We start from the raw sequence: 20,324 nt of genomic DNA on the forward strand, positions 1-20,324 counted from the left end.
TCCGCTTTCCCGTATCCGCTTCTACGAGGTGACCGAGCCGGTCCACAGGCGGCGGGCCGCCAGGGCCGCGGCCGCGAGCAGCAGGCCGTTGCGGAGCACCATCACCGTGAGGCCGGTCCAGGTGCCGGCGGCGACGTCCGCGTACAGCACGGGATACGCGAGGGAGCTCAGCGCGGCGGCCGGGAGCAGGAGCAGGGCGACCGGGCGCATGACCGTCTGCCGGGAGGTCAGGCAGACGGCGGCCAGGCCGAGCAGCCAGATCATGTACTGGGGGCTGATCACCCGGCTGGTGACGGTGAAGAGCAGCACGGCGGCGAACGCGGCGTCGAGCGGCGTGGCCCCCGTCCAGGAGCGGGCGCGCATCCGCCACAGGACCAGCCAGCCGAAGGCGGCGACGGTCAGCAGCAGGGCCACGTGGCCGACGGTGGAGACGTAGGGGCCGACGTACTCGTAGGCGCCGTAGCGGAACTGGACGGTGCCCGGCCAGAGCCCGGCCGCCCTGGCCACGGCGAGGCCCGTGCCGCCCAGGGACTCGATCTGGATGCCCCGGTTGCCCTGCTGGCGCAGGAAGCCCAGCGCGTCGGAGAAGAGCAGCGTCAGGGTGAGCAGGAGGACCCCGGCGGTGACGGCGGCGGCGGTCCAGGCCTCGCGGGTGGTGCGGCCGCGCGGGGTGCCGATCAGGGTGAGCGCGGGCCAGACCTTGACCAGGGCGCCGAGCCCGGCGAGCGCCCCGCCGATCCGGTGGGCGGCGGGGGAGCGGGCCGTGAGGGCGAGCAGGGCGAGCACGGCGAGGGCGGTGGTCTGCACGTCGTAGCGGGCGAGCGGGATGTGCAGGAGCAGGGGGAGGCCGAGGACCCAGTACCAGGCGCCGTGGGTGAGCCGGGCGCCGTCGGCGCGGGCGAGGGCCACGGCGACGGTCGCGTCGGCGAGGAGGGTGAGCAGGACGAAGCCCTGGAAGTAGGTCAGCCAGGGCAGGATCCCGGGGGACATGATGACCAGGCCCGCGCCGGGCGGGTACTGCCAGGTGGCGTCGTCGGGCGGGAAGGTGCCCTGGGCGAACAGGCCGTACCAGTGCCGGTAGAGGACGTGCACCTCGCTGGCGACGCCGCCGATGCCGAGGTTGTCGCGGTGCAGCAGATAGAGCATTCCGGCGCGGGTGAGCACCCAGAGCGCGGCGAGGGCGAGCCGGGGGCCGAGGCCGACGGTCACGAAGGTCGCGGAGGTGAAGGTCTCCGACTCGAACGGGGAGCGGGTGAGGGCGGGCGGCGCGGACTCCGTACGGGCCGTGCCGGGCGCACCGGGCGGGGGCGGCGGGTCGGTCGTCATCCCTCCGCACTCTAGTCCGGTATGTCCTGGTTCTTACCGGTCTTGGGGTCCGTACTGGTGAACGCGGCGGGTGCGGGCAGGTGACCTAGGCGGACGTGGTGAACTCCTCGTACGCCGCCACGACCTCGTCCGCCGGGCCGTCCATCCGCAGCGTTCCCGCCTCCAGCCACAGGGCCCGGTCGCAGGTCTCGGTGATCGTCGAGTTCGAGTGGCTGACCAGGAAGACGGTGCCCGCCTCCGCGCGCAGTTCGTCGATCCGCCGCCGGCTGCGGCGGCGGAACCGCGCGTCGCCGGTGGCCAGGGCCTCGTCGATGAGCAGCACGTCGTGGCTGCGCGCGGCGGCGATGGAGAAGCGGAGCCGGGCGCCCATGCCGGAGGAGTACGTGCGCATCGGCAGCGAGACGAAGTCGCCCTTGTCGTTGATCCCGGAGAACTCGACGATCCCGGCGTAGCGCTCGCCGATCTCCTTGCGGCTCATGCCCATCGCGAGCCCGCCGAGGACCACGTTCCGCTCGCCCGTCAGGTCGCCCATCAGGGCGGCGTTGACCCCGAGGAGCGCCGGGTGGCCACGGGTGTAGATCCGGCCCTCGCTGGTGGGCAGCAGGCCCGCGACGGCCTTCAGGAGGGTCGACTTGCCCGATCCGTTCGAACCGATCAGGCCGATCGCCTCGCCCCGGTACGCGGCGAAGCTGACGCCCCGGACGGCGTGCACGGTGTGCGGCTTGCGCCCGGCGCCGCCCCGCTCGGTGTACGTGACGTGGACACCGTCGGCGATGACGGTCGGCTCGCGGTCGGGCGCCGCCGCCGCGTCCGGGGTCTCGTGCTCAGCCACGGCCATAGCGCTCCTCCGCCTTCCAGAAGTAGACGAACCCGCCGACGAAGGCGAGCAGCGCCCAGCCGGTCGCCACCGCCCAGACGTGCGGCGGGAGCTGGGCGCCCGTGAAGCTCTCGACCAGCGCGAAGCGCATCAGGTCGATGTACACGGCCGCCGGATTGCACTGAAGTGCCAGCACCACCAGGTGCGGGAAGCGCCCGCTGCCGGCCAGGTGCTGGATCGACCACATGACCCCGGAGGCGTACATCCAGGTGCGCAGCACGAACGGCATGAGCTGCGCGATGTCCGGCGTGCGGGAGGCGAGCCGGGCCATCACCAGGGCGAGCCCGGTGCTGAACAGCGTCTGGAGCAGCAGGGTGGGGATCGCCAGGAGCCAGGCGGGGCGCGGGAACTCGCCGAAGCAGAACAGGATCACGACCAGGGCGCCCAGCGAGAAGACCAGTTGCTGGAGCTGCTGGAGCGCGAGCGCGATGGGCAGGCTGGCGCGCGGGAAGTGCAGGGCGCGGACCAGGCCCAGGTTGCCGCTGATGGCCCGGGTGCCGGTCATGATCGTCTGCGAGGTGAAGGTCCAGGCGAAGACGCCCGTGATCAGGAACGGCACGTAGTCGGGGACGCCCCGCTGGACGTCCATGAGGACGCCGAAGATCGCGTAGTAGACGGCCGCGTTGAGCAGCGGGGTCATCACCTGCCAGACCTGGCCGAGCCGGGCCTGGCTGTACTGCGCGGTCAGCTTGGCCGTCGCGAAGGCGGTGATGAAGTGCCGCCGGGCCCAGATCTGCCGGGTGTACGCGGGGAGGGAGGGCCGTGCGCCGCTCACGGTCAGGCCGTGGCGCCGGGCTAGGGCCTGGAGCTCCTCGGAGGTCGGGGGTGCGGGGGGTACGGCGGGGGCCTCGGGGGCGTCGAGGGTGTGGGTCGTCACGGTCACGGGGGTCGCCTTCGCTCTCGGTACCGCTCCTGTTTCGATGGAACGGGTCCGTATCGTCGCTACGGGGAGAGTAGGGGGCGGCTGCGTCGGAACGCAACCGTGTCGTCGTGTCGTTTACGCCCAGGTAATCGCTGGCTAAAATCCTGGGCATGACGACACCTTCCGGGACCCCACGCCGCACCCCCGCGGGAGCCGCCGTGCTCCGGGAGGACGTCACCGAGGCCATCCGCGCCGCCGTCTTCGAGGAGCTCGCCGCCGTCGGCTTCGCCCGGATGTCGATCGAGGGCATCGCCCGCCGCGCCGGGGTCGGCAAGACCGCCGTCTACCGTCGCTGGAAGTCCAAGCTCTCCCTGGTCCTCGACCTCGTCGGCGCCGTCGCCGTCCAGGGCCTGCCCGCGCCCTCCACCGGCTCGCTCCTCGGGGACGTACGCGCCCTCCTGGAGCTCGCCTCGCACGCCCTGCGCCACCCGGTGGCCTCGCAGGTCATCCCGGACCTGCTGGTCGAGTCGGTGCGCAACCCCGAGATCGCCGAGGCCATCAAGGCCGCCCTCCTCGACAGCCAGCAGGGCGTCGTCGCCCAGGTCGTCCGCGAGGCCGTCGCCCGCGGCGAACTGCCCGAGGGCGCCGACCCGGACCGCGCCCTCGACCTGGTCGTCGGCCCGCTCTACTGGCGGCTCGTCGTGGTCCGCACCGGGACGCCGAAGGGCTACCTCGACGACCTCGCCCGGTCGGCGGTGGCGGCGCTGCGGGCGTAGCCCGTACGGGGTAGTCCGTACGGGACGGGTACGGGGCGGGGGCAGGGGCCCTACTTCACCGCGCCCGCCATCACCCCGGACACGAACTGCCGCTGGAAGGCGAAGAAGACCAGCAGCGGGATCACCATCGACACGAAGGCGCCCGGCGCGAGCACGTCGACGTTGTTGCCGAACTGGCGTACCTGCTGCTGGAGCGCCACCGTGATCGGCGGCGACTGGGCGTCCGCGAAGATCAGCGCCACCAGCATGTCGTTCCACACCCACAGGAACTGGAAGATGCCGAGCGAGGCGACCGCGGGGCCGCCCAGCGGCAGCACCACGCGCGTGAACAGGCGGATCTCGCCCGCCCCGTCGAGCCGGGCCGCCTCCAGGAGCTCGCGCGGGATCTCCGCGAAGAAGTTCCGCAGCAGGAAGATCGCGAACGGCAGCCCGAAGGCCGTGTGGAACAGCACCACGCCCAGGGTCGTCTCGAAGATCCCGACCGTGCCGAACAGCTTCGACACCGGTACGAGCGCCACCTGGACCGGCACCACGAGCAGGCCCACGACCACCAGGAACCACCAGTCCCGGCCGGGGAAGTCCAGCCAGGCGAAGGCGTAGCCGGCGAGCGCGCCGATCACGATGACCAGGAGGGTGGCCGGGACGGTGATCAGGACCGTGGAGACGAGCGAGTCGGTGATCGTCGGGTCGGCGAGGAGGTGCCGGTAGTTCTCGGTGGTGAGCTGCGCGGGCGTGGCGAAGACCTGCCACCAGCCGCCCGAGGCGATGTCGGACGGGGAGCGCAGCGAGGAGAGGAGCAGCCCGAACGTCGGCATCAGCCAGAACAGGGCGACCAGGACGAGGAAGACCCGTACGGCGCCGCCGGCGACACGGGCGGCGATCCGGGCCCCTAGGGGGCGGGCCGGGGACCGGGTCGGGGGCCCGTACGGGGATCGGGTCAGCGGCCGGGCCGGGCTGGGGCTCATCGGTGGGTCTCCCTTCGGGCGCGGCGCATCCGGCGGATGTTGAACGCCATCACCGGCAGCACGAGCAGCAGGAGCAGCACGGCGATGGCCGAACCCACCCCCAGGTCGGCGTCCGTGCCGAAGGACGAGCGGTACAGCTGGAGCGCGAGCACGTTGGCGTCGTCCTGCGCCGAGCCCGGCGCGATGATGAGGACCAGGTCGAAGATCTTCAGCACATTGATCATCAGGGTCACCAGGACGACCGCCAGGACCGGCGCGAGCAGCGGCACGGTGATCCGCCGGAACACCTGCCACTCGTTCGCCCCGTCGACCCGGGCCGCCTCCAGGAGTTCGCGCGGCAGACCCGCGAGGCCCGCGGCGATCAGCACCATCGCGAAGCCGGCCCACATCCACACGTAACTGCCGATGATCGCGGGCGTGACGAGCGAGGGGCCGAGCCACTCCACCCCGTCGTACTGCTCGCGGAAGTTGCCGGCGGGGAGCCGCAGGACGGCCCCGTCGGCGGCCCGGGGCAGGGTGAAGGTGCCGTCGGCGGCGGCCGTGGCGCGCGCGACGACGACGCCGTCCTTCACCGCCTCGATCCGCAGCCCCTTGAGACCGAGCTCCTTCGGGTCGACGACGTTGGGCCTCCCGCCGCCGCCCCGGGTGAAGTCCAGCCAGGCGGTGCCGGTGATCGCGTCGGCGGCCGGCGCGGGCGTACGGGCCGGGCGGGCGCCCTCGGGCATCCGCCCCGGCGCCACGCCGATCAGCGGCAGCCGGGCGATCTCCCCGGCGCGGACCGGGGACTTGGTGACGTACGCCCCGCCGCCCGCGTCCTTCAGCGGGTGCACCGGCAGCGGACGGGCCCGTGGGAAGCCCGAGGCCTCGGCGAAGGTGTCGTGCACGCCCACCCAGACCGCGTTGGCGACCCCCCGGTCCGGGTCCTGCTCGTACACCAGCCGGAAGATGATCCCGGCGGCGAGCATCGAGATGGCCATCGGCATGAAGACCACCAGCTTGAACGCCGTTCCCCAGCGCACCCGTTCGGTGAGCACCGCGAAGACCAGACCGAGCGCCGTCGCCACGGTGGGGGCGACGACCACCCAGACGAGGTTGTTGCGGACGGCCGTGCGGATCGACTCGTCGGTGAACAGGGTGACGTAGTTGTCCAGGCCCGCGAAGGAGTCGCCCGCCTTGTCGAAGAGGGAGCGCTGGAGCGAGTAGCCGATGGGGTAGACGACGAGCGCGCCGAGCAGGACGAGGGCGGGGAGGAGGAAGAGGGCGGCTGCGGTGGTGGACCGGGGGCGGGCGCGGGTCACCGGTCAGCCCTTGGTCGCCTTGTACGCCTTGGCGGCGTCGGCCTCCAGCCTGGCCTGGGTCCCCGCGATGTCCTTCGGGTTCTTGAGGAAGTCCTGGAGCGCCTTCCACTCGCCCTTGCCGGGCGTCCCGCCGAACGACTGCGGCATCTGGTCCGACATGTCGAAGCGGAACGTGTCGCCCGCGCCGATCAGCGCCGTGGCGATCTCACGCTGCACCTCGTTCGGGTACGCGGCCTTGTCCAGGGCCTTGTTGGGGGAGACGAAGCCGCCCTCGGCCGCCCAGATCCGGGCCGCCTCGGGCGAGGCGAGGAAGGTCAGCAGGGCCTGCGCCCCCTTGGTGTCCTTGAGCGCCACGGCCGCGTCGCCGCCGGTCACCACCGGGGCCGTGCCGCCGTCGCCGACGGCCGGGAAGGGAAACACCTTCGCGTCCGTACCGATCTTGGCGCCGGTCTGCGCGATGTTGACGGCGGAGAAGTCGCCCTCGAAGACCATCGCGGCCTTCGCCCGGTCGCCGCCGGTGAAGGTCTGGGTCACGGAGACGGGGAACTCCGTCTGGAGCGCGCCGCTGGTGCCGCCCGCGAGGAGGGACGGCTTGCCGAACAGCTCGGCGAGCGTGGTCAGGGTGCGGGTGACGGACGGGTCCGTCCACTTGATGGTGTGCTTGGCCAGCTGGTCGTACTTCTCGGGCCCGGCCTGGGAGAGGTAGACGTTCTCGAACCAGTCGGTGAGGGTCCAGCCGTCCGCGCCGCCGACGGATACCGGGGCGACGCCGGAGGCCGAGATCGTCTCGGCGGTCGTGAGCAGCTCCTTCCACGTCTTCGGCTCGCCGGCGCCCGCGGCGTCGAAGGTGGCGGTGTTGTACCAGACCAGGGACTTGTTGGCGGCCTTGAAGTACACGCCGTACGGGGTGCCGTCGACCGTGCCGAGGTCCTGCCAGCCCTTCGAGTAGTTCTTCGCCAGCTGGGCCCTCGCCTCCGGGCCGAGCGGTTTGAGCCACTTCTGCGCGACGGCCTGGTGGATCGCGCCGACCTGCGGGAGCAGCGCCACGTCGGGCGGGGAGCCGCCGGCGATCTTCGTGCCGAGGAAGTTCACGATCGGGTCCTGCGCGGGCACGAAGTAGACGGCCGAGCCCGTGCGCTTCTCGAACTCCTTCAGGACCTTGGCGAAGTTCTCCTGCTCGGGGCCGGTCCAGACGGCCGCCACCTCGATCTTCTCGCCCAGGAGGGCGGGCAGGGAGACCCCGGGGCCGGGGCTCGCGCTCCATGAGGGGCCGATGTCCGTGTGCCCGCCGCCGTCGCTGCCGCACGCCGTGGCCGTGAGGGCGACGAGCGCCGCCACGGCGCCGATCCGAAGAGTTCCGCTGCCACGCATCCGAGCCCCGCCTCTCCCGCGTTTCCTGGTCCCGTGGGCTCAGGTCTACGCCGGGCGCCCGGGGCCCGCAATACCGCCTTCCGTGTCAAGAGGGGGATCGTGATGGGCTCGTGACGTGCCGTCAGGCGTGGGTGGGTGAGGTCAGCGGCGGTACGGGAGTGGCCTCGACCGACCTGGCGGCCCGGTCCAGGGCGCTGGCGAGCAGGGCCAGGTCCGTCGGGCCGTTGCCCAGCTCGCGGACCGGGCGGCGGGTGGGCGGATCGCCCATCCGCTCCCACTCCAGCGGGACCACGGTCGGACGCAGCGTCGCCGTGCGCGGGATGCGGCCGGTGACCCTGCCCGTCTGGAACGGTGTCACCCGGCCGTCCGGATGCCCCAGGCGCCCGCGTCCCGGCTGCGGCTCGTCCGGACCGGCCGTCGCGGGCGGCGCGTCGAGCACGATCCGCAGCCGCGCGCCGTGCGCCAGCTCCGTGTCCACCGTGCGGTCCGGCCGCGCGGACGCGGCGATCAGGTGCACCCCGAGCCGGGCACCGTTGCGCGCGACCGCCTCCAGCGCCCGCACCACCGACCCGGCGGCCGGCCGGCCCGGCGCGCCGAGCGCGGGCGCGACCAGCGCGTCGAAGTCGTCCACGAGCACGACGAGCCGAGGCAACGACCCGACCCCCTCCGAGGCCGACTGCGACCCGGCAGCCACCTCACCACCCCCCGGCTGCGCCGTCCGCCCCGTACGCCCACTGGGGAGGTACGTGAGGTCGTCGGCGCCGAGCCGATGGGTACGGGAACTGGGACGGTCACCGAGGTCGCCGGCGGAGGGGCGGGGGAGGCGGCCGCTGGGGGTGTCGGCGAGGTCGCCCGTGCCGGGGTGGGGGAGGCGGCCGCTCGGGGAGTCGCCGAGGTGGCCCGTTCCGGGGTGGGGGAGGCGGCCGCTGGGGGCGCCGCCGAGGTCGCTCGCCCCGGGGTAGGGCAGACGACCACTAGGGGTGCCGCCGAGGTCACCCGCCCCCGCGCGGGGCACGCGCCCGCTCGGCGTGTCGCCGAGGTCGCCCCCGCTGGTGCGGAGGGTGCGGCCACTCGGGCGGTCGCCGAGGAGGTCGGAGCCGGGGGGCGGGGTGTGGGCGCCGGAGCTCGGGTAGGGGGTGCGGGTGCTGTCGCCGGTGCCGGGGTGGGGGAGGCGGCCGCTGGGGGTGTCGCCGAGGTGGCCCGTTCCCGTGCGGGGCACGCGGCCGCTCGGGGTGTCGCCGAGGTTGCCCGTTCCGGGGTGCGGCAGGCGCCCGCTCGGCGTGCCGCCAAGGTCGCTCGCCCCCGTGCGGGGCACGCGGCCGCTCGGCGTGTCGCCGACGTTGCCCGCCCCGGGGTACGGCAGCCGCCCGCTGGGCGTGCCACCGAGGTCGCTCGCCCCCGCGCGGGGTACGCGCCCGCTCGGCGTACCGCCTAGGTCGCCCGCCCCCGCGCGCGGCAGGCGCCCGCTCGGCGTGTCGCCCAGGTCGCCCCCGCTGGTGCGGAGGGTGCGGCCGCTCGGGCGGTCCGTGAGGTCCGGCGCGCCCGTGCGGGCGTCCGGGAGGCGGACGGTGGCGCGTGGGGGTGGGGAGACGGACTCGGCGGGGCTCGCGGCGCGCTGGCCGATCAGGCGGCCGGAGCGGCGGTCCGCGAAGTGGGTGTCGCCGAGCAGCTCCGCGCGGCGCTTCAGCTCGCCGCCCAGCGCCTGCGCGAACTCCCGCATCCGCACCGGGTCGGAAGCGACCAGATGCTCGGTGACGTGCGGCAGCTCCGTACAGGCCGCCAGGCCCTCACCGCGCTCGCCGCCCGCGCCGTCGACCAGGAGCAGCCCGAGCCGGTCCGGGCGCCCGCCCGCCGCCAGGGAGGCGGCGATGGCACGCAGCAGCTCGGTGCGGCCGCTGCCCGCCGGGCCCTCGATCAGCAGATGCGGGCCCTCCGCCGTGAGGTCCACGGCCACCGGCCCGCGCGGGCCCGCGCCCAGGACCGCCGTGCCGTCCGCGGCCGAGGCCCAGCGCGCCATCAGCGACGCCGGGGTGGCCCGGGCCAGGCCCAGCTCGTCCAGGAGCCGGGCCGAGGGCGGCAGCGCGGCGGACCGCCCCTGCCCCGCGCCCGCGGCCGTCTCCGTACGCAAGGGGGCCAGCGCCCGCCCGAACCGGTCCGCCCACGCCACCGACACCGCGTCCACGACGCCGACCGTGCCGTGCCCCGCGACCCGGCCGCCGGCCGTCCGCAGCAGCCGCAGCGCCGTGGCCACGTCACCGCTGAGCAGCGCCGCCGCCCCGCACTCGCGGAAGGCGAAGGAGGCGGCGCAGGCCTCCTCGTACGTCGCCGCCACCGGGGAGGCGGGCGAGGCGGCGGGCGCCTCGGCGAGGCAGATCAGATGGATACCGGCGGCGGCGCCCGCCCCGGCGAGCCGCGCCGCCGTCTCGCGCAGCGCGGCGGAACCGGGGTCGCCGTCCAGGACCACGACCGTCGCCGGTCCCTCGTGGTGCGCGGCCGCCTCGGCGACCGCGGCCCGGTCCGCGCTGGGCCAGCCCGCGCCGAGCGGGCCGTCGTCCAGGCGCCGGGTGAGCTCGGTCAGCCGCGCCTGCGCCTGCTCGCGGTCGTACGCGAGGAGCAGCCGGCAGTCCTGGCCGTGCACCGGCCGCGCGTGCGGGAGCCAGCCGAGCCAGCCCCAGGCCCGGCGCCGCTCCTCAAGGGGGCGGCTCCGGTCGGCGCTGATCAGGACGATCTCCAGGTCGCCGGGGGAGTGCAGCGCGGCCAGCTGGGCGACGACCGAGCGGGCCAGACCCGCGAGCCGCCCGCCGGGACCGGCGAGCCCCAGCGAACCGGCCTCGCGCAGACCGACCGTGACGGGCACTCCGGACAGCTCGGCGCGGTCCGTCGTGCCGAGCCGGACCACCAGGGCCTCGGGGTGGTCGAGGCCCCGCTCCCACAGGCGCCGGCCGGGGCCGAGCGCGGTGAGGAGGACGGCGGCGGGGTCGGGCCAGCTGTCGGGCGAGGGCGCGGGACCGGCCGCGGCGGTGCCGGGCAGGCTGCCGGGCCTGGTCTCGGCGAACGCCGGCACCGGCGCCACGCCGTACTCGCCGTTCCCGGCGTCGTCCTTGCCGCCCGCGAGCCGCCGCGCCCACGCCCCGAGCCCGCGCTTGCGGGTCTGGCGGGTGCGGCTGTGCGCCTCGATCTCGGTCTCGCCCTCGGCCCCCGGAGGCTCTTGCGCGCGCGAGTGACCGTCCGGGGCTCCGACGCCGTGGGAGCCGCCGAAGGTGGCGTCCTCGGAGACCGCTCCCGGGCCGTACGGCGGTGCGTACGCGACGGGGCGCGTCCCCTGTCCCGTAACGCCCGTAACGCCCGTAACGCCCGACGCGGTGGCCTCGCGGGGCACGCGGAGGTGTCCCTCGCCGTCCGGTGTCGTGGGGAGGCCGGCGTCGGCGGAGGCCCCGCCGGGGCCGCCGGAGCCGCCCGCGCCGCTCCCGCCCGTCAGCCGCAGCGCGGACTCGCCGACGCGCAGCACCGCGCCCGGCGGGAAGCGGACGGGCCGCGGGCCGACCGGGGCGCCGTCGAGGGTCGTCCCGTTCGTGGAGCCCTGGTCCGTGACCGCCACGCGGCCGTCGGGGCCGACCGTCACCGTGCAGTGGGACCGCGAGACGTCCGGGTCGTCGAGCGGCACGTCCGCGTCGACGGAACGGCCGATTCTGATCGCTCCGCCGTGCAGCAGATGCACGCCGCCGGCGTCCGGCCCCGCCACCACGTGCAGCCGGGCCGGGGCGCCCTCGCCTATCCCGTCGTCCGGGCCGGGCACCTGGAGCGAGAGCACCGCCCCGTCGACCAGCGGCGGCTCGCCGAGCAGGCAGCGCCGGGTGTCGAGCCGCTCCCCGCCCGCGTAGAGCACGGTCGTGCCGGAGGAGGAGGTGTCGGGGCCCGCGACGGCCGCGGCGAGCGAGGAGGCCACGGCGGCCAGCTCCGTCCCCGCGGGGGCGGTGACGAGCACGTCGCAGGCGCGCCCCGCGCCGTGGCCGGCGTGCGGTGCGAGGACGGTCAGCCGGATCTGCATCGCCGTCAGCGGTCCCTTCTGCGCGGCGTGCCCGGCGGGGGGACCGCCCACTGACTCCCCCCACCCGGCACGGACGCGTCGTCCGGTTCAGGTCGGCACGGCGCGAGGGCTCCCGACCCTCGACACGACGTGCTGCACGCATCCTCGCACCTGCCGCTGACAACCCGCCCACGGGTCGACCAGAAGTGATCTTGTTCGGTCGCTCGTCGACGCGAAAACGCCTGGTTACGTATGTCTCGCGTCGCTTCCGGCAACCTCCGGCGCGTACCGGGCGTCTCCATTCCGGACAGGCCGGACCCGTCCCCTCGCGGGCCGCACCCGGCGACATCCCCCGGCCGGCCCCGCCCGACCCACCGGAATACGCCCTCCCGTGCACGGTCGATGACCCGTTCGGCGGCACTAAAGTGGGTCGGACACCCGGACGGGTCACAGAACACACAGGAACCCCGGGGACCCTCCTCAGATCCACCCAAGGCCCCCCCAGGACCACGATCAGCAGGGAGCGCGTGACGTGCGGCCTATCGGCAGCAAGTACCTGCTCGAGGAGCCGCTCGGCCGCGGCGCCACGGGCACCGTCTGGCGAGCCCGCCAGCGGGAGGCGGCCGGCGCCGAGGCGGCCGTCGCGGGCCAGCCCGGCGAGACCGTGGCGATCAAGGTCCTCAAGGAGGAGCTCGCCGGCGACCCGGACATCGTGATGCGCTTCCTGCGCGAGCGGTCCGTGCTGCTCCGGCTGACCCACCCCAACATCGTGCGCACCCGTGACCTCGTCGTCGAGGGCGACCTCCTCGCCCTGGTCATGGACCTCGTCGACGGCCCCGACCTGCACCGTTACATCCGCGAGAACGGCCCGCTCACCCCGGTCGCCGCCGCGCTGCTGACCGCGCAGATCGCCGACGCCCTCGCCGCGAGCCACACCGACGGGGTGGTCCACCGCGACCTCAAGCCCGCCAACGTGCTGCTCGCCGAGCGGGACGGCGCCATGTTCCCGATGCTGACCGACTTCGGCATCGCGCGGCTCGCCGACTCCCCGGGCCTGACCCGCACCCACGAGTTCGTCGGCACGCCCGCGTACGTCGCCCCCGAGTCCGCCGAGGGCCGCCCGCAGACCTCCGCCGTCGACATCTACGGCGCCGGAATCCTGCTGTACGAGCTGGTCACCGGCCGCCCGCCGTTCGCCGGCGGCACGGCCCTGGAGGTCCTGCACCGGCACCTGAGCGAGGAGCCGCGCCGCCCCTCGACCGTGCCCGGGCCGCTGTGGACGGTGATAGAGCGCTGCCTGGACAAGGACCCGGACCGGCGGCCCAGCGCCGAGAACCTGGCCCGCGGCCTGCGCACGGTCGCCGCCGGCATCGGCGTGCACGCCACCCCGGCCCAGATCGAGGCCGCGGACGGCGTGGGCGCCCTCCTCGCCCCCGACCCGGCCCCGGCGCCCGTCCCGCAGACCCCGGGCGTGGACCCGGCCGGCGCGACCCAGGTGCTGCCGAGCGGTGCCGGGCAGTACGACCCGGCGGCGCCGACCAGCGTGATGCCCACGGGCGGCCCGCTCGGCGGCCCGGCGGGCGCGGCGGACCCGACGGCGCTGCTCCCGGCGACCGGCGCGGCCGACCCGACCGCCGTCATGCCCCCCGTACCCCCGCAGCCGCCGCAGTCCGCGCCGCAGAGCGACGAGCCGCACCCGTGGGAGAGCCAGCTGCGCGCGGTCCGCGACCGCAACGAGCAGACGCAGATGCAGTACCTGGACCCGAGCCAGGACCCCCTGCGCCGCCGCCCGCAGCGCCAGGCGCAGCCGCAGCCGCAGCATCAGCCCCAGCAGTACCAGGGGCAGCACCCGCAGGGGCAGCCGCAGCCGTATCAGGGGCAGCAGCGGCCCCCGCAGTACCAGCAGCCGCAGCGCCCGCCGCAGCCGCAGCAGTACCAGCAGCAGCCCCAGCCTCAGCAGTACGCGCCTCAGCCGCCCCAGCGGCAGCAGTACGCGCCCCAGCCCCCGCAGCAGCAGTACACGCCGCCGCAGGCCCCTCCGCCCGCCCCGGCGCCGGCCCCCGTGCCGCGCGAGCCGCGCCCGCCGCGCCAGCGCACCGCGAACCCCATGCGGATCCCCGGCCTCGGCTGCCTCAAGGGCTGCCTGTTCACGATCGTGCTGTTCGTGATCGCGGGCTGGCTCGTCTGGGAGCTCACCCCGCTCCAGGACTGGGTCGCCCAGGGCAAGGGCTACTGGCAGGCGATCGGCGACGGGATCAGCTCGATCGCGGACTGGGTGTCGTCGATCGGCGATTCCGCGAGCGGCGGTACTACCGGCGGTACGGGGCAGTAAAAAGGCGGCAGTGGACGCCGGTTCTGTCTCTTTGTCGACTTCCGAGGGGTGATTTCCCCTCGGAAGTGCCGGTGAGCGCCCTCGGCCGCGTAACTTTGACGCGAACCGCAGCCGCTGAGGGAGCAGTCTTGGCACGGAATATCGGCAGCCGCTACACGGCCCACCAGATCCTCGGGCGGGGCAGCGCCGGCACGGTGTGGCTCGGCGAGGGCCCCGAGGGCCCCGTCGCCATCAAGCTGCTGCGCGAGGACCTCGCCTCCGACCAGGAGCTCGTCGGCCGCTTCGTCCAGGAGCGCACCGCCCTGCTCGGACTCGACCACCCGCACGTCGTCTCCGTCCGTGACCTCGTCGTCGACGGCAACGACCTGGCGCTGGTCATGGACCTCATCCGCGGCACCGACCTGCGCACCCGCCTCGACCGGGAACGCCGGCTGGCGCCCGAGGCAGCCGTCGCGATCATCGCCGACGTCGCCGACGGCCTCGCCGCCGCCCACAAGGCCGGGGTCGTCCACCGGGACGTCAAGCCCGAGAACATCCTGCTCGACATGGAGGGCCCGCTCGGCCCCGGCGGCGCCCACCCCGCCCTCCTCACCGACTTCGGCGTCGCCAAGCTGATCGACACCCCCGGCCGCACCAAGGCCACCCGGATCATCGGCACCCCCGACTACCTCGCCCCCGAGATCGTCGAGGGCCTGCCGCCGCGCGCCGCCGTCGACATCTACGCCCTGGCGACCGTCCTGTACGAGCTGCTCGCCGGCTTCACTCCCTTCGGCGGCGGCCACCCCGGCGCTGTCCTGCGCCGCCACGTCACCGAGACCGTCGTCCCGCTCCCCGGCATCCCCGAGGAGCTCTGGCAGCTCCTGGTCCAGTGCCTCGCCAAGGCCCCCGCCTCCCGGCTGCGCGCCTCGGAGCTGGGCACCCGGCTCAGGGACGTACTGCCGCTGCTCAAGGGCATCCCGCCGCTCGACGTGGACGAGCCCGACGCGGACCCGGCGGCGGAGCCCGCGTACGAGGAGGACCCCTTCCCGACCGGTACGGGCGAGCCCGCGCCGCGCCGGGCCGCCGTCCCGCTCGTCCCGGGCGCCTCGACCGACTCCAACCGGGACACCCACACCTCCATGCGGGTGCCCGGCCCCGACGAGCTCTCCGGCGGCCCGCTGGGCACCGCGCGGGCGCCCAGGTCGGCGAGCGCCAGGCGGCCCGGAGCCGCCCGGCACAAGGCCGAGACGGTCCGCAAACGCCGGATCACGCTCACCGTCGCCGCGGTCGTCCTCGCGGGCGCGCTGGGGGCGGGCGGCTACCTGGCGGTGTCGGGCGACACGGAGACCCCGCCACAGGACTCGAAGCAGTCCTCACAACCGTAGGAGCCCTTCGGCATCCTTCGGCATCCACAGGTCCGGCTCCCGGCCCGGAGCCGTTACGCTGGACGCGTGGCAGTCGTCGATGTATCCGAAGAGCTGAAGTCCCTCTCCTCGACCATGGGGTCGATCGAGGCCGTTCTGGACCTCGAGAAGTTGAGGGCAGACATCGCCGTGCTCGAAGAGCAGGCCGCGGCCCCGTCCCTCTGGGACGACCCGGAGGCGGCGCAGAAGATCACCAGCAAGCTGTCGCACCTCCAGGCCGAGGTGCGCAAGACCGAGGCGCTGCGCGGCCGCATCGACGACCTCGGGGTGCTCTTCGAGCTCGCCGAGGAGATGGACGACCCGGACACCCGGGCCGAGGCCGAGGCCGAGCTGACGTCCGTCCGCAAGGCGCTCGACGAGATGGAGGTCCGCACCCTCCTCTCCGGCGAGTACGACGAGCGCGAGGCGCTGGTCAACATCCGCGCCGAGGCCGGCGGCGTCGACGCCTCCGACTTCGCCGAGCGCCTCCAGCGCATGTACCTGCGCTGGGCCGAGCGCCACGGCTACTCCACGGAGGTCTACGAGACCTCGTACGCGGAAGAGGCCGGCATCAAGTCCACGACCTTCGTGGTCAAGGCCCCGTACGCCTACGGCACCCTCTCCGTCGAGCAGGGCACCCACCGCCTGGTCCGCATCTCGCCCTTCGACAACCAGGGCCGCCGCCAGACCTCGTTCGCGGGCGTCGAGATCCTCCCGGTCGTCGAGTCCTCCGACCACGTCGAGATCGAGGAGTCGGACCTCCGCATCGACGTCTACCGCGCCTCCGGCCCCGGCGGCCAGGGCGTCAACACGACCGACTCGGCGGTGCGCATCACCCACCTCCCGACCGGCATCGTGGTCTCCTGCCAGAACGAGCGCTCCCAGATCCAGAACAAGGCGAGCGCCATGAACGTCCTCCAGGCCAAGCTCCTGGAGCGCCAGCGCCAGGAGGAGCGCGCCAGGATGGACGCCCTCAAGGACAGCGGCAGCTCCTGGGGCAACCAGATGCGCTCGTACGTCCTCCACCCGTACCAGATGGTCAAGGACCTCCGCACGGAGTTCGAGGTCGGCAACCCGCAGTCCGTCCTGGACGGCGAGATCGACGGCTTCCTGGAGGCCGGCATCCGCTGGCGCAAGCAGCAGGAACAGGCGAGCTAGTCGCCCGTCCGCACCGCTTCGGCGAGGGGCCCCGCTCACTGGATGAGCGGGGCCCCTCGCCGTACCGGCACCTGACATTCTCCGCACCACACCGTTGACCCAGACCCCAACAGTCACAAGGCTGCGCCCCGCTCGTGGAACATGTGTTCACTCAGGGGTGGGGGCGAGTCATGCACAGCCATGCCGGAAAACGCCGACGGCGCAGAACCGTCGCCGTGCTCGTAGCAGGTGCGTTGACCTGGACGGGACTGTCGGCCATGACCGCGAACGCGGTCGGAAACGCGGCGCCGAGCGCCCTCGGCGGCCCGGCCACCGAGGAGCGGACGGCCCTCGCCGAAGCGGCCAGGACCGGCGAACGCGTCGAGGTCGTCGGTGCGCGCACCGAACTCACCACGACGTACGCGAACCCCGACGGCGCCTCGCTGCGGCTTGAGCAGTCGGCTGTCCCCGTCCGCGTCCGGGGCGGTGCCGGTGGCTGGGTGAAGCCCGACGCGACCCTGGAGGTCCGGCCCGACGGGACGGTCGCGCCGAAGGCCGCCGCGGTCGACGTGCGGTTCTCCGGCGGAGGCGACGGCGCGGCCCTTGCCACGGTCGCCCGCGGGCAGAAGTCGCTGACCATGGCGTGGCCCGGGCGGCTGCCCAAGCCGACCCTGGACGGTGACACCGCCGTCTACACCGACGTCCTGCCCGGCGTCGACCTGAGGATGACCGCCTCGACCGACGGCTTCCGGGACGTTCTCGTCGTCAAGACACCCCGTGCTGCGGCGAACCCGGCGCTCAAGCGGATCGACTTCGGGTTCGCGAGCAAGGGACTCAAACTCAGGCCCACCGCCAAGGGAGGCGTAGCGGCTCTCGACGAGAACGGTCTGAAGATCTTCGCCGTCCCACCCGCGGCCATGTGGGACTCGCGGGGCGGGGCCCCCGCGACAAGCACACCGCCGCCGACCGTGGGCCGTGCTCCTGCCTCCACGGCCGAGACCCGCCTGAGGGCGCCGCGCCCGGGCGACCGCCATGCGGGACTGCCGATCGTCCTGGGCAAGGAGCGCCTGACGATCGTCCCCGACGCCGCGCTTCTCGGGGACAAGGACAGCTCTGCCTTCCCGATCTACATCGACCCCCAGGTGACATGGGGTGAGGCGGAGCGGACCCAGCTGAGGTCCGACGGCTACGAGTCGTACGGCTGGGGCAACGGTGACGACAACCGGGGCCAGGGCGTGGGCGAGTGCGGCTCCTGGAACGGCTACTACTGCGGTCCCGGATACGTACAGCGGCTGTACTTCGAGTTCTCGCCGAGCGCCCTCGCCGGCAAGCACGTCCTCGACGCGACCTTCCGGGTGACCGAGCCCTGGGCCTTCCAGTGCGACCCCCGAGTGGTCAGCCTCGTGCGCACCAACGACATCTCCACGGCCACGACCTGGACCAGTCGACCCGCCGAGCTGGACTGGATGGTGGAGCGCTCGGTCTCGGCCGGTCGCGGCTCGCTCTGCGCACCGAACCAGCCGGACGCCCCGATCGACTTCAACGACGACCCGACCAAGTCCTTCGAGAACCTCACGCCGACCGTCCGTGACTTCGCGGCGGGCAAGTTCGCGAGGCTGACACTGGAACTCCGCGCCAAGACCGAGACCGACACGAGCGCCTGGAAGCGGTTCAGGAACGACGCCGTGCTGGTCGTGGACTACGTGGGCAAGCCGTACTATCCCAGCTCGCAGGGCATCGTCGCAGGCTCCGGAACCACCTGCTCCCCGGACGCCGCAAAGCCCACCATTGTCAGCGACCCGACCCCGCAGCTCGCCGCTACCGTCCGCACGTACTCCGGCGGCGAGTCCGGCGCGATGCTGAAGGCACTGTTCAGGGTGGAGAAGCAGTCCGGCACGTCATGGGTCGCCGCCCAGAGCGACTTCGTCTCACCGACCGGTACCGGCTATCTCGCCTCCGGCGGGCGCACCACACCGTCCGTGACGACAACCCTCGCCGAGGGCACCAGCTATCGGATGAGCTCGTGGACGCGCTCGTACTGGAACAACTTCTCCAGCTGGCTGGTTTCCACCAGCGCCGGATACTGCTACTTCAAGGTCGACCCGACCGCTCCGAAGGCTCCGACGGTCACCGTCGGCACTCCGTACTCGCTGTGCGCCACGACGTGCCTGCCCGGCGGAAGCCCTGGCGTGTCCGCTCCGTTCACCTTCACGCCCGCGAGCGGCGACACCATCACCGGCTACCAGTACCGACGTTCGGGCCAGGCGGCGTGGTCACAGACCGCCGCAGGCAGCACGGTGAAGCAGCCGATCGTCCCGCCGGAGCCTGGCACCTACCAGCTGGAGGTCCGGGCGAAGGACGGCCTCGGACGCTACGGTGCCTCGCAGATCGTGAGCATCCTCGTGAACGAGGGCAGCGGCCCGGTCGGCCGCTGGCGCTTCGACGAGGACAGCGGTGACGCGCTGGACACGTCCACGACGGTGGCGGCGAACCAGGACAACGCCACACTGTTCGGCGGTGCCGTCCGGAGCGACCAGGGCCGGCGCGGTGAAGTCTGGTACGACGCGGTGGGGAATCCGCTGACCGCACCGAGGGCGGACCGCGGCTTGCAGCTGAATGGCTCGACCTCGTACGCGGCGACGGCGGGGCCGGCGCTCGAGTCGCGCGCTTCGTACACCGTGTCCGCATGGGTCCGCGTGAGCAAGGCGCCCACCCGGACCATGACCGTCCTCGGTCAAGCTACGACGACGAGCCCATGGGTGGACAAGTACAGCCCGTTCATACTCTCTTACGGTGCCAACGGGAAAGACGGCTGGAGCTTTCGGACGCTGTCGACCACGAGTGTCAATGGGGGTTTGACGCAGGAGATCCGGCAGACCACCCCGACGGCCAAGGGAGTGTGGACGCACGTGGCCGCCGTCCACGACACCGTGGCCCACAAGGCGACGCTCTACGTCAACGGACGGACACAAGGGACGATCGACACCGGGCTGGCCTGGAACGCCGATGGTGCCCTCCAGATCGGCCGTCTGCTGTACGGGAACACTTTCGTGGACTACTTCGACGGATCCATCGACGAGGTGGCCGTATGGCAGCGTGTGCTCACACCCGAAGAAATCGCGACGGAAGCGCGAACCGTGAACGCGAGAACCGACCGGCCTGAGGCCGAACTGGTAGCAGCCTGGAATGCCGCGGGTGTCACCGGAACCTCGCCGCTCATCGACGGCACCTCGGGGTACGGTCCGGCCCTGACACTCGAAGGCGGCGCCGCTGCCGACGGCCAGGCGTTGGTGTTCGACGGCAAGGACGACGGTGCGACCGCGCCCGGGCCGCTGACGGACGACACGGGGTCGTTCACGGTCACCGCCAAGGTGGAACTGGACCGGGCGAAACTGCTCGACGCCCCCTTGGGCTCCATCAGCCAGGTCGTCGGGCAGAGGGCTGCGGACGGGTCCTCCTGGGGGCTCTGGTTCGAGTTGCGCTCGCTCTCGACCGAACTCGACGACGAAGGCAAGGAGAAGGTCTCACCGATCGGCTTCTGGCACTTCGGCCGAGTCGACAAGGACGGAACGAAGAACTGGGTGGAGTCGGACGACGTTGCCGATGTCGGTAACGCTGTCCAGCTGACCGGCGTCGTGAAGGCGGACGGGGCCACCGGCCAGACGTTCGAGCTCTACGTCGGCAGTTCCCCACAGGACAGGGAGTCGACGTACCCGACTCTGGTGGGTTCCGGTGAGTTCGCCGTCGGCAAGGGCCTCAGCGCCACCGATTGGGGCCATTTCCTGCCCGGCCGGGTCAGCGACGTACGTCTCTGGGCCGGTGCGATGAAGGACGACGCGCAGGTCAAGGACATTGTCATCGGTGAGTGACGCGGGCGCCGTGCTCCCCGGCAGGCCGCACGGCCCTGGGGAGCGGGCGGTCGGGCGGCGAGGGTCGTCGCCGCTGTTTCGCCACTCGCGTTTCTGAGCTTT

At 73.5% G+C, this 20,324-nt stretch carries 12 protein-coding genes; 5 read left to right on the plus strand and 7 right to left on the minus strand.

Annotated features, from left to right (window positions below; all coding sequences use genetic code 11):
• Positions 1–21: 21 nt before the first annotated feature.
• The 3 genes from ABTZ54_RS15180 to ABTZ54_RS15190 form a co-directional block, all read right to left on the minus strand.
• The gene (locus ABTZ54_RS15180) at positions 22–1,326 is read right to left on the minus strand and encodes a glycosyltransferase 87 family protein (protein ID WP_351662514.1); all 1,305 of its coding nucleotides are present in this window, start codon (positions 1,324–1,326) and stop codon (positions 22–24) included.
• 85 nt (positions 1,327–1,411) lie between these two features.
• Positions 1,412–2,164, minus strand: coding sequence for an ABC transporter ATP-binding protein (locus tag ABTZ54_RS15185; RefSeq protein WP_351662517.1), 753 nt, complete (start codon positions 2,162–2,164; stop codon positions 1,412–1,414).
• Positions 2,151–3,080, minus strand: a complete 930-nt coding sequence (locus tag ABTZ54_RS15190; RefSeq protein ID WP_502997253.1) for an ABC transporter permease — start codon at positions 3,078–3,080, stop codon at positions 2,151–2,153. Before ABTZ54_RS15190 ends, ABTZ54_RS15185 begins: the two co-directional genes overlap by 14 nt.
• 155 nt (positions 3,081–3,235) lie before the next feature.
• On the opposite strand from ABTZ54_RS15190, the gene ABTZ54_RS15195 reads away from it, so the two are divergent.
• Entirely contained in the window at positions 3,236–3,841 is a 606-nt protein-coding gene (locus ABTZ54_RS15195) for a TetR/AcrR family transcriptional regulator (RefSeq protein WP_351662520.1), read from the plus strand.
• Positions 3,842–3,891: 50 nt separating this feature from the next.
• Here the strand turns inward: ABTZ54_RS15195 and ABTZ54_RS15200 are convergent, their stop codons facing one another.
• The 4 genes from ABTZ54_RS15200 to ABTZ54_RS15215 form a co-directional block, all read right to left on the minus strand.
• Positions 3,892–4,806, minus strand: a complete 915-nt coding sequence (locus ABTZ54_RS15200) for a carbohydrate ABC transporter permease (protein WP_351662523.1) — start codon at positions 4,804–4,806, stop codon at positions 3,892–3,894.
• On the minus strand, positions 4,803–6,104 hold the full coding sequence (locus ABTZ54_RS15205) for a carbohydrate ABC transporter permease (RefSeq protein WP_351662526.1): 1,302 nt from the start codon (positions 6,102–6,104) through the stop codon (positions 4,803–4,805). Before ABTZ54_RS15205 ends, ABTZ54_RS15200 begins: the two co-directional genes overlap by 4 nt.
• A 3-nt stretch (positions 6,105–6,107) precedes the next feature.
• Positions 6,108–7,475 (minus strand): ABC transporter substrate-binding protein, encoded by a 1,368-nt coding sequence (locus ABTZ54_RS15210; RefSeq protein ID WP_351662529.1) that lies wholly within the window; start codon positions 7,473–7,475, stop codon positions 6,108–6,110.
• Between the two features lie 121 nt (positions 7,476–7,596).
• Positions 7,597–11,523 (minus strand): FtsK/SpoIIIE domain-containing protein, encoded by a 3,927-nt coding sequence (locus ABTZ54_RS15215; RefSeq protein ID WP_351663028.1) that lies wholly within the window; start codon positions 11,521–11,523, stop codon positions 7,597–7,599.
• A 511-nt stretch (positions 11,524–12,034) separates the two neighbouring features.
• Here ABTZ54_RS15215 and ABTZ54_RS15220 point away from each other — a divergent pair.
• The 4 genes from ABTZ54_RS15220 (at position 12,035) to ABTZ54_RS15235 (ending at position 20,222) form a co-directional block, all read left to right on the plus strand.
• Entirely contained in the window at positions 12,035–13,834 is a 1,800-nt protein-coding gene (locus ABTZ54_RS15220) for a serine/threonine-protein kinase (RefSeq protein ID WP_351662532.1), read from the plus strand.
• Positions 13,835–13,962: 128 nt separating this feature from the next.
• Complete coding sequence (locus ABTZ54_RS15225; RefSeq protein WP_351662535.1) at positions 13,963–15,198, plus strand: serine/threonine-protein kinase; 1,236 nt, start codon at positions 13,963–13,965, stop codon at positions 15,196–15,198.
• Between the two features lie 66 nt (positions 15,199–15,264).
• On the plus strand, positions 15,265–16,374 hold the full coding sequence (gene prfB / locus ABTZ54_RS15230) for a peptide chain release factor 2 (protein WP_351662538.1): 1,110 nt from the start codon (positions 15,265–15,267) through the stop codon (positions 16,372–16,374).
• A gap of 257 nt (positions 16,375–16,631) precedes the next feature.
• A complete protein-coding gene (locus tag ABTZ54_RS15235) occupies positions 16,632–20,222 on the plus strand; it encodes a LamG-like jellyroll fold domain-containing protein (RefSeq protein WP_351662540.1) in 3,591 nt (1,196 codons plus the stop codon).
• The last annotated feature ends 102 nt before the right edge of the window (positions 20,223–20,324 follow it).

This window comes from Streptomyces sp. NPDC094032, assembly GCF_040303965.1.
Taxonomy (GTDB): Bacteria; Actinomycetota; Actinomycetes; order Streptomycetales; family Streptomycetaceae; genus Streptomyces.

Bases quoted from the DNA above. Each gene is read 5' to 3' on its own strand.
- ABTZ54_RS15180 (WP_351662514.1), bottom strand. From the start codon at position 1,326: ATGACGACCGACCCGCCGCCCCCGCCCGGTGCGCCCGGCACGGCCCGT.
- ABTZ54_RS15185 (WP_351662517.1), bottom strand. From the start codon at position 2,164: ATGGCCGTGGCTGAGCACGAGACCCCGGACGCGGCGGCGGCGCCCGAC.
- ABTZ54_RS15195 (WP_351662520.1), top strand. From the start codon at position 3,236: ATGACGACACCTTCCGGGACCCCACGCCGCACCCCCGCGGGAGCCGCC.
- ABTZ54_RS15200 (WP_351662523.1), bottom strand. From the start codon at position 4,806: ATGAGCCCCAGCCCGGCCCGGCCGCTGACCCGATCCCCGTACGGGCCC.
- ABTZ54_RS15210 (WP_351662529.1), bottom strand. From the start codon at position 7,475: ATGCGTGGCAGCGGAACTCTTCGGATCGGCGCCGTGGCGGCGCTCGTC.
- ABTZ54_RS15215 (WP_351663028.1), bottom strand. From the start codon at position 11,523: ATGCAGATCCGGCTGACCGTCCTCGCACCGCACGCCGGCCACGGCGCG.
- ABTZ54_RS15235 (WP_351662540.1), top strand. From the start codon at position 16,632: ATGACCGCGAACGCGGTCGGAAACGCGGCGCCGAGCGCCCTCGGCGGC.